The organism is Streptomyces sp. NPDC060198, assembly GCF_042728415.1.
GTDB lineage: Bacteria > Actinomycetota > Actinomycetes > Streptomycetales > Streptomycetaceae > Streptomyces.
In genome coordinates this window covers 1-8,565 of sequence record NZ_JBHWZJ010000298.1, presented here as the reverse complement: position 1 = coordinate 8,565, position 8,565 = coordinate 1, and the positions used below count along the sequence as shown (strand labels likewise).

Annotated in this window: 7 protein-coding genes; 3 read left to right on the top strand and 4 right to left on the bottom strand. The window is 70.4% G+C overall.

All coding sequences use genetic code 11. The features are described 5' to 3' along the window. Window positions 1–44 precede the first annotated feature (44 nt). Window positions 45–1,337 (bottom strand): glycoside hydrolase family 6 protein, encoded by a 1,293-nt coding sequence (locus tag ACFWEP_RS27025; protein ID WP_387373725.1) that lies wholly within the window; start codon window positions 1,335–1,337, stop codon window positions 45–47. A 145-nt stretch (window positions 1,338–1,482) separates the two neighbouring features. Next, window positions 1,483–2,451 (bottom strand): glycoside hydrolase family 6 protein, encoded by a 969-nt coding sequence (locus tag ACFWEP_RS27020; RefSeq protein ID WP_387373723.1) that lies wholly within the window; start codon window positions 2,449–2,451, stop codon window positions 1,483–1,485. A gap of 670 nt (window positions 2,452–3,121) precedes the next feature. Between ACFWEP_RS27020 and ACFWEP_RS27015 the strand changes: the two genes are divergently transcribed. Beyond that, the gene (locus tag ACFWEP_RS27015) at window positions 3,122–4,153 is read left to right on the top strand and encodes a LacI family DNA-binding transcriptional regulator (protein ID WP_387373721.1); all 1,032 of its coding nucleotides are present in this window, start codon (window positions 3,122–3,124) and stop codon (window positions 4,151–4,153) included. 95 nt (window positions 4,154–4,248) lie between these two features. Here the strand turns inward: ACFWEP_RS27015 and ACFWEP_RS27010 are convergent, their stop codons facing one another. Continuing rightward, complete coding sequence (locus ACFWEP_RS27010; RefSeq protein ID WP_387373719.1) at window positions 4,249–4,890, bottom strand: TetR/AcrR family transcriptional regulator; 642 nt, start codon at window positions 4,888–4,890, stop codon at window positions 4,249–4,251. 115 nt (window positions 4,891–5,005) lie between these two features. On the opposite strand from ACFWEP_RS27010, the gene ACFWEP_RS27005 reads away from it, so the two are divergent. Together ACFWEP_RS27005 and ACFWEP_RS27000 are read left to right on the top strand one after the other, a co-directional pair. Continuing rightward, window positions 5,006–5,701 (top strand): hypothetical protein, encoded by a 696-nt coding sequence (locus ACFWEP_RS27005; protein ID WP_387373717.1) that lies wholly within the window; start codon window positions 5,006–5,008, stop codon window positions 5,699–5,701. A 417-nt stretch (window positions 5,702–6,118) separates the two neighbouring features. Further along, window positions 6,119–7,630: an MFS transporter gene (locus ACFWEP_RS27000; protein ID WP_387373715.1), complete on the top strand. Its 1,512-nt coding sequence runs from the start codon at window positions 6,119–6,121 to the stop codon at window positions 7,628–7,630. Window positions 7,631–7,654: 24 nt separating this feature from the next. On the opposite strand, the gene ACFWEP_RS26995 is transcribed toward ACFWEP_RS27000, so the two are convergent. Beyond that, window positions 7,655–8,086, bottom strand: coding sequence for a hypothetical protein (locus ACFWEP_RS26995; RefSeq protein ID WP_387373713.1), 432 nt, complete (start codon window positions 8,084–8,086; stop codon window positions 7,655–7,657). Window positions 8,087–8,565: the final 479 nt, after the last annotated feature.

Below are 8,565 nucleotides of genomic sequence, written 5' to 3'. Positions count from 1 at the left end.
GGCCGGTACTGGCCCCGGCCGCTCCGTCGCTCGCACCGGGCTCGTCAGAGTCCGGACCAGTGGTTGAGCGTCAGACGGGGTTCCGCGTTGCGGGCGAGCTCGTGCGCCTGTTCGGGCCACCAGACTCCGGCGGCGGGGTCGACGACGCCGTACTCGGGGTCGATCGTGCCGCCCGTGTTGCGGGTGCAACTGCCGTCGGACTCACCGATGGTCTTCACGTACAGGTAGGCGTCCACGAGCGGGACTCCGGTGTCGGCGGTCGGGCGCGGGCCCATGCCGCGACCGGGCGGGTTGCACCAGGTCTCCGGGTCACCGGCGTACTTTCCCGGCGTCGGGGTCCACGGCCCCTTTCCGTTGCGGCTGGTGTCGACCAAGAAGTGCGCCAGTTCCTCGCCGGCGGGACTGCCCGCGTTCTGGTCGTACCAGGCATCCGTCCAGTGCCAGGTCGAGGGGTCGGTCGAGGTGACCGCATTGCCCGGGGCCCCGTCGTTGGGAGCGGCCGGCGAGTAGAACTGGCTCGCGCACCAGTCGGCGTGGCCACGAGCCCATTCGGGCCCCTTCGTGGCGAACCACATGCACTGGGATATCCAGGTTCCGTAGTGCGAGGTCTGATCGGTGGGCTGGTAGTTGGATATGTTCAGGACGAAGCCGTCGCTCCCCTCGACGCCCGCGTCCAGGAGCCGCTGCGCGATGTCGCCGACGGACCGCCACTGGCTGTTGCCCGCGTCCAGATAGACCGAGGTGTTCGCCCCGCTCTTCAGGGTGCCCACCGCGTAGTCGAGGTCCGACACACGGTGGGTGGTGAGTTCTCCGGTCGGGTCGACGTCCCCGGCACAGTCCTTGGGCAGGGCTGCCAGGCCGTCGGGCTCGACGATGACCACGGCCTTGCTGCTGCCGATGCCCTGGGCGAACGCGTCGATCCACTGGCGGTAGGCGGCGGAGGAGTCGGCCCCACCGCTGGAGTAGAGGCTGCAGTCGCGGCCGGGGATGTTGTACGCCACCAGGACCGGGACCCGGCGGGTGATCGCGGCCTTACGGACCAACTTGGCTACGCCGGAACGGACTTCGGCGGGCGTGCCCCCCGTGAACCACGCGGCCTGCGGGTAGCTCGCCAACTTCGCCATGTTCAGGCCGTCTTCGATCTTTCCACCCTTCAGGTCGTCGATGGCCTGCCGGGCAGCGTTGCTGTTCGGGTCGACGTAGAACTTCGTGGCCGGGGTGACGGTTTCCTCGGCGGGAGCGGGCGCGGCCTGGGCAGCGGTGGCCGCGAGCGCGGCGCAGGCGGTGAGCGCCGCGGTGACGACGGCTGTGCGGCGCCGGAAGGTTCGGAAACGCATGGAGACTCCTGGTCTGGGATCGAGCGGCTGCGGAGGGTCCGCCGGCAGGTTCGGCGGGACGGGAGAGGAAGCGGGCCGGTACCGGACTGGGGAGGAAAGGGCCGGTACCGGACTGGCGAGGAACGGGCCGTCAGGGTCCGGAAGATCAGTAGCCGTAGATCATCTTGTAGGCGGTCTCGGGAAGGAACTGGCCTGCCACGGAACCGGATCCGACCCCGCAGTTGCCGTCGGACTCGCCCGGGGTCTTGATCCACAGGAGCATCTCCGCGCCGCCGCCCTTCTGGGTGGGGGTTCCGATCCTGCGGCCGGCGGAGTTGCACCATTCGGCGTTGCTGGAGCCGTTGCCGTTGCGGCTGGTGTCCACGACGAACGGCTTGGTGTATCCGTTGGACGAACTCAGCGCGGCGTTGACCGCGTTGGCGTAGGTGATGTTCTGTGCGGTGGTGTAGTGGTTGGAGACGTTCAGCGAGAATCCCCGGGTGCGGCTCAGACCAGCCGCGTTCAGACTCGCGGCCATCGCGGTGGCGCTGCGCCAGCCCGGGTTGCCCGCGTCCAGATAGACCCAGGCGTTGGGTGCCTTCTGGCTGAACTGAGTGATCGCGTTGTTGAGCAGGCTGTTGCGCTCGGCGATCTGGGCGGCGGTCATGCAGCTGGTGTCCCCGAGGGCGTCCGGTTCCAGGACGACGACGGCGGGCCGGCTGCCGATCCCGCTCGCGAACGCGGCTATCCACTCGTTGTAAGCGGCGACGGACCCCGCCCCGCCACCGGACTGCCCGCCGCAGATGTCGCGGTTGGGGATGTTGTAGGCCACGAGGACGGGCAGCTTGTCCGCGGCGTCGGCCGCACCGACGTAAGCCCCGGTCGCGGTTCCTATGGTGCCGCTCCAGTTGCCGAACCAGCGGGCCAGGGGCTTCGTGGCGATGTTGTCGCGGATGGCGGGCGCTCGGCCGTCACCGGGGTTGGCGGCGGCCCACAGGGCCGGGCTGGAGTTGGGGTCGACGTAGAAGCCGCTGGTGAGCGTGGTCGGATCCGCCGCCTGGGCGGGCGCGGAGGCGACGAGGGCCAGCGGCAGGGCCAGCAGCGCCGCGGTCATCGTACGGAGGAGGTGACGCATGGGAGTACCTCGGTTCCTGACGGGGGGTGACGCCGCACGGCTCTCGTCCTGGGCGTGCGGCGCGACGGAAACGTGGTGTACGACGTCACGGACGACCCGCGGCTCGGGCCGGACGTACATCACGGACTGGAAAGACGGACTGCGATTGGGAGCGCTCCCACTGGAAGCGCTCCCAGTTGTGCATCGAGCACCACGGGGTATGGCCGGTATCGTCTTGGCTGTGATTCATGCTGTCAAGGGGCCTTGCACGATTACCTGTTCACGTCCGAACGACGCCAACTGGACGAAAACTGGAAGCGCTACCACCTTTCTCGCGCCGAGAGGAGGAAGCTCTCGCCGGTCGGCACCTGGCGGAGGAACCACCGCTGCGCCCGGGGCCCGAACACGACCGAGGCCCGTGGTCGACGGGGCATGCGTCGAGTACCGTCACCACTCCGGCACCATCTGCCGAAGCTCCGCAGCGCACCAGGACGTAACGGCATGCCCGGCACACCGGGCGGGACGCCCGAGCGGGACCCGGGGAGTTCGAGGTCCGGCAACCGAAGTCGCCTCCTGCCGCGACCTCCCGGCGGACGGCCCGTCCGCGCAGAGCCGGGCCACCGCTCGGCCGGCACAGGGCGTGGGATCATCACCGTGACCACCAGCAGATCTCCGAGGAGCACGTCTTCCGATGCAGCCGACGCCCAGGCGCATGCCGACCCTCGACGAGGTGGCCGCGAGAGCGGGCGTGTCGCGCACCGTGGCTTCCCGGGCGGTCAACAACGTCCCGCACGTGAGCCGGGCCAAGCGGGACGCCGTCGAACGTGCCGTCCGTGAGCTGGGATACGTACCGAACTCCACAGCGCGGGCACTGGCCGGCAACAGGGCGGGAGCGGTGGTTCTGGCGGCTTCCAGTGACGAGGCCGGCCTGTTCGCGGATCCGTTCTTCGCCGAGGTCGTCGTCGGTGTCAGCGCGGCTCTGGACGAGACCGACCTGGAACTCATCCTGGTGCTCGCCAACTCACCCCGCGGCCGCAGCCGCCTGCGGCAGATGGTCCGCTCCCGCCGAGCCGACGGCATCATGCTGATGGCGCTGCGGGGCGACGACCCTCTGGGGCGGCTGGCCGAAGACGCCGGGATGCCGGTCGTCTTCGGCGGACTGCCCCTGACCGGGGAGCCCCGCTGGTACGTGGACGCCGACAACAGGGGCGGGGCAAGGCTGGCCGCCGACCACTTCGCGCGCACCGGGCGGACCAGACCGGTCATGATCACCGGTCAGGTGGACAGCCTGGTCTCGGTGGCCCGCGAGCAGGGCTTCACCGAGGGACTGACGCTGGCCGGCGTCCCGCTGTTGGGTGTTTCCTCCGGCGCGTTCCTGGTGGAAGGCGGCGCGGAGGCGATGGAGCGCCTGCTGGACGCCCATCCCCGGTTGGACGCGGTCTTCGCGGCGTCGGACGGGATGGCGATCGGCGCACTCCAGGTGCTGCACCGGCGGGGACTTCGGGTGCCCGAGGACGTCTCGGTGATCGGCTTCGACGACCTGGCCGGGGCTCGGCACGCCAACCCGCCGTTGACCACGGTGCGTCAGCCGGTCAGGGCGCTGGGGCACGAGATGGCACGGATGCTGGTCAACGCCATCGACGGGCACGACCCGAACCCGCTGATCCTGCCGACCCGGCTGACGGTCCGGGAGTCCGCGCCGTCGGCGGCCCCGCCCCGCTGATGGCGGGGCTTCCGCCGACCGGCAGGGAGTGACCCGATGGCACCGCCCCGCACCGAGGTGACAGTGCCCGCCGGGGCCCCGGACGCGAGAACCCCTCAGGTTCGAGCGCGGCGATCGGGAGTGAGGAGGTAGGCGACGGCCATGTCGCTGAGTTCTTCCGCGTACCGGTTCACCGCCTCCTCCCCCGTGGCCGGGTCGGGGCGCACCGAGTTGTGGAAGCAGGCTCCCAGAAGCGCTCGGGCCGCCGTGTCGAGGGCGACCTCGGGAGCGGATCGCCGGATCTCGCCGGTGTAGGGGGCTGCCGCTTCGAGCAGAAGGCGGTGGATTTCGAGGATGGCGCGGGCCCCGCGGTCCGGCGACCTGGCTCCGCGCGCGCGGAGCAGCTCGGAGAAGACGTTGTTGTCGGTGAAGGACTGCAGCAGGGCGCGGGCGTAGGCGTCCATGACGCCTACGAGCGAGGGCTCGGCTCCGCGCAGCCGCTCGGCCACGTACTCCTCGCGCTGCTCCAGCATCCGCTCGCTGAGGGCGGCGATCAGCTGGTCCTTGTCCTCGAAGCGACGGTAGATCGTGCCCACCGAGACGCCGGCGCGCTCCGCGACGCCGGACATCGTCATCTCTTCCAGACCGGCCGAGGAGGCGACCTCCTCGGCCGCCCGGAGCACGCGAGCCAGGGTCGCGGCGCTGCGCGCCTGCCGGGGCTCCCGGTAGGGCGCGGGACGACCTGGCTCCTCATTCATGTGACGCATCGTACCGGCGGTGATCTCGGCGGATCCGTTGACAAGTCGTGCACCCCTCTGGGTATCTTCGTTTTGTGAACGTGAATTCGCGTTCACAAAATAAGGAGGTCCACCCATGCCCGACAACCAGACGCCCCCGCCCGTGACCGTGACGCTCCGGTCGGGGCCGACCGGCGGAGGAAGCATCGACGACCTGGAGCTCTTCTATTCCCGCCGCTCCCTGGACCGCTTCCGGAAGCGGCTGGGCCGCCAGGGCCTGCTCGATCTGCTGGCCGCGGACATCGAGGAGGGCAACGCCTTCCTGCGGGACAGCGCCCTCGCCTCCGACGGCACGTTCGAAGCGGGCACCACGGTGCTCGCGACGGAAGGCCTTACCTCGGCCGACTTCCTCTCCTGGATGGAGAAGGCCTTCGCGGGCGGCGAGGACGCGCTCCTCGCGGCGCACCCGGAGCACTACGTCATGGCCCCCGGCGCCGACGGCGCGTTCAACGTGGTGGAGAACATCGGCCCCCACGTCTGTTCCTTCTTCATGGGTGGCTGGGGCACGGACGCGATGGCCTGGGCCGCTGACGCGGAAGAACTCCTCCCGGAGTCCGAGTTTCCGCACAAGATGTCCTCGAACCTCTTCCTGGCCGACGGCACGATCGTCGGACGGGCCCTGACCCAGTTCGGTGACACCGCCGACGGATTCACCGCGAGCCTGACGGTCTACGTCCCCACCACGTGCCCCCCGGACGTCCTGGAGCACCACCTGCGGCACTACGCGGTCGAGTTCCGGAACTGGATCGTCGCCGCCGCGACGCGAGGCTGAGACCCCGGCCGGACATCCGCGCCGAGCTCGACGCCCGGTCGAGCTCGACGCCCTGCCGGGATCGACACCGGCAGCTTCGCCCAGTGTGCTTCACCCCGGTGTCCGACCGCGCCGATCGTGATCACACGAGCACGGCCGCCCCGTGACCGACGAGGTGGGCGAACCCGTCGTCAGGAGTCGGCGCGCTCATCCGTACTGCCTCGGCGAAGGACCGCTCCGTGCCGTCCTGGCTGAGCCTGTACTGCCCGCGGGCCGGGAACCCGTCTGGCCGACTGATCCCGACGCCGCACTGCGGCGGGCGTGGCGCCGTGTGAGTCTGAGCCGTGGGAGCGCGGACGGCCTCCGGGGAGACAGCGCCACCGGTCGTGCCGCCCACCCACTGCGAGGCTTCCCGCACTCCACCTTGAGGACCGCCCGATGAGCGACGCGAAGGAGTCACGGCCGGCCGCAGGAGGGAGGCACGGGGGCCCTGCGGGCCATGCACGCCCTTCCGGACATTGGCTGATCCTCGGTGTGGTCGGCCTGGCCCAGTTGATGATCGTCCTCGACGTGAGCATCGTGAACATCGCGCTGCCCCAGGCGCAGGAAGACCTCGGGTTCTCCAACGGCTCCCGTCAGTGGGTCGTCACCGCCTACTCCCTCGCCTTCGGCAGTCTCCTCCTGCTCTCGGGGCGGATCTCCGACCTGATCGGGCAGCGCAAGACCTTCCTGACGGGCCTGGCCGCGTTCGGCGCGGCTTCGCTCCTCGGCGGCGTAGCGCCTTCCTTCGCGGTACTGGTCCTCGCCCGCGCGCTGCAGGGCGCGGCCGGGGCGATCCTGGCGCCGGCCGCACTGTCGCTGCTGACCACGACCTACACCAAACCCGACGAACGCGCCACGGCCTTCGCCGTCTTCGGCGGCATCGCCGGCTCCGGCGCGGCGATCGGACTCCTGCTCGGTGGCGTCCTGACCGAATACCTCAGTTGGCGCTGGACCTTGCTGGTCAACGTCGCCTTCAGCGTCGTCGCCATCGCCGGCGCGCTCATGCTGATCCCCCGCAAGGAACCGTCCTCGCAACGGCCCCGTCTCGATCTTCTCGGTGCCGCCATCATCTCCGCAGGTCTGTTCTGCGTGGTCTACGGGTTCTCCAACGCCGAGTCCCATCCCTGGAGCGCGCCGAGCACCTGGGGCTTCCTCGCGGTCGGAGCGGTGCTGATCGCCGGATTCTTCTGGTGGCAGACCCGTGCCTCCAGCCCACTGCTGCCGCTGCGGGTCCTGCGCGACCGGAACCGGGCCGGGTCCTTCATCGGTGTGTTCATCGTGGGCGTGGGGATGTTCGGCGTCTTCCTGTTCCTGACCTACTACCTGCAGCAGATCCTGCACTACTCACCTATCAGGACCGGGCTGGTGTTCCTCCCCATGGTGGCGGCGCTGATGTGCGCGTCCACGGCCTCCAACATCAAGCTGCTCCCGAAGTTCGGCCCACGCGTCCTGGCCGTCGTCGGGATGCTCGCCGCCTGCGGCGGAATGTTCTGGCTGACCGGCATCAGCCTGCACAGCACCTACGTCGCCGACATCCTCGGTCCGCTGTTGCTCGTGGGTTTCGGAATCGGGTCCGTCATGGCCCCCTCGATGAACACCGCCACTTCCGGCGTGCGGCCGGTCGACGCCGGTGTCGCCTCCGCGACGGTGCAGACGATGCAGCAGATCGGCGGATCGATCGGCACCTCCCTGCTCAACTCACTGGCGGCCTCCGCGCTGACCGCCTACCTGGTCGGGCGGGCCCCGACCCCGGTGAACGAGGCGAACGCGGCAATCCACAGCTACACCGTGGCCTTCACCTGGGCCGGGGCCATCTTCGCCGCGGGCGCGGTCATCTGCGGACTCGTACTCCGCTCCGGGCCCCCCTCCCCCGCGAGCCCGGCCACCTCCTCTGCCGCGCCCGTCTAGGGCGGGTGGAGAAACGGCTCGTCATCACTGCGGCCGGTCCTCAGCCCCGGGTGGTAAAGCCGGTAGTGACCCGGTACGCGTGCGCACACGTACCGGGTCGGCCGAACGGCGGTTCGGGAGGGAGCGGCTCAGGCTCCGCTTCTGGTTGGCACCGCCGTTGCGGTTCCCCGGCCGCACCACGGTGCCGGGGGCGGTCCGACCGTCGTAGGCATCGAGGCAGTGCGCGCCGTTGTAGAGGTGCAGCTCACCTGCGGCGGTGATGGTGCCGCCGGTCGAGGAGACCGCTCTGGACCACAGGCTGGTGAGCCGGTACGAGGACGCGGCCGGCAGCCCTGCGGCGGCGGCCGTGGTGCTGACGGTGGCCGTGGAGGCGTTCTCGTCGGGGAGGGTGACCGAGCGGTCTCCGTCGGCCAACTGCTCGGTCGTCATGACGAGTCCGCCGGAGGAGGAGACCACGGTGCCCTGCTTGCCCAGGGGAGTCCTGGTCGACGGCGATGACGTCGGCGTGCACCTCGGGTGCCGCGCCGCGAACTGTTGCACGACCCGGGCCATTCACCGTATGGTCTCGCCGCGATGATGATCGCGACGGGGGCTCTCGGCCGGCGGGCACGTGAGGTCCTCGGACCGGTGGCCTGCGACAACGCCGGGCGAAGCCGTCGCGCACCGGGTAGGGGGCCGTGTCCGACCACTCTGTCGGACGGTCGGCGTGGCGGCTCGGTGGCCGTTGCCGGCCGTCCCGAACCGGGAGATCGGACGACGGACCGATGCCGTCGTGGTGCGCTCCGACGAGCGTCGCCCCTGGACCGGTCCGCCGCTGCCCCGCCTCCGTCGAAGCAGTCGCCGTGGCCGCGCCGGCCGACGGGGCTCGACCGTCCCACCGGCCGGTCGAGCCCGTACCGCACGGGGCCGGCAGGACAGGGTTGTCGTGCCGGAGC

Excerpts from the sequence above, each read along its gene's own strand:
- ACFWEP_RS27000 (WP_387373715.1), top strand. The coding sequence starts at position 6,119 with ATGAGCGACGCGAAGGAGTCACGGCCGGCCGCAGGAGGGAGGCACGGG.
- ACFWEP_RS27010 (WP_387373719.1), bottom strand. The coding sequence starts at position 4,890 with ATGAATGAGGAGCCAGGTCGTCCCGCGCCCTACCGGGAGCCCCGGCAG.
- ACFWEP_RS27020 (WP_387373723.1), bottom strand. The coding sequence starts at position 2,451 with ATGCGTCACCTCCTCCGTACGATGACCGCGGCGCTGCTGGCCCTGCCG.
- ACFWEP_RS27025 (WP_387373725.1), bottom strand. The coding sequence starts at position 1,337 with ATGCGTTTCCGAACCTTCCGGCGCCGCACAGCCGTCGTCACCGCGGCG.
- ACFWEP_RS27015 (WP_387373721.1), top strand. The coding sequence starts at position 3,122 with ATGCAGCCGACGCCCAGGCGCATGCCGACCCTCGACGAGGTGGCCGCG.
- ACFWEP_RS27005 (WP_387373717.1), top strand. The coding sequence starts at position 5,006 with ATGCCCGACAACCAGACGCCCCCGCCCGTGACCGTGACGCTCCGGTCG.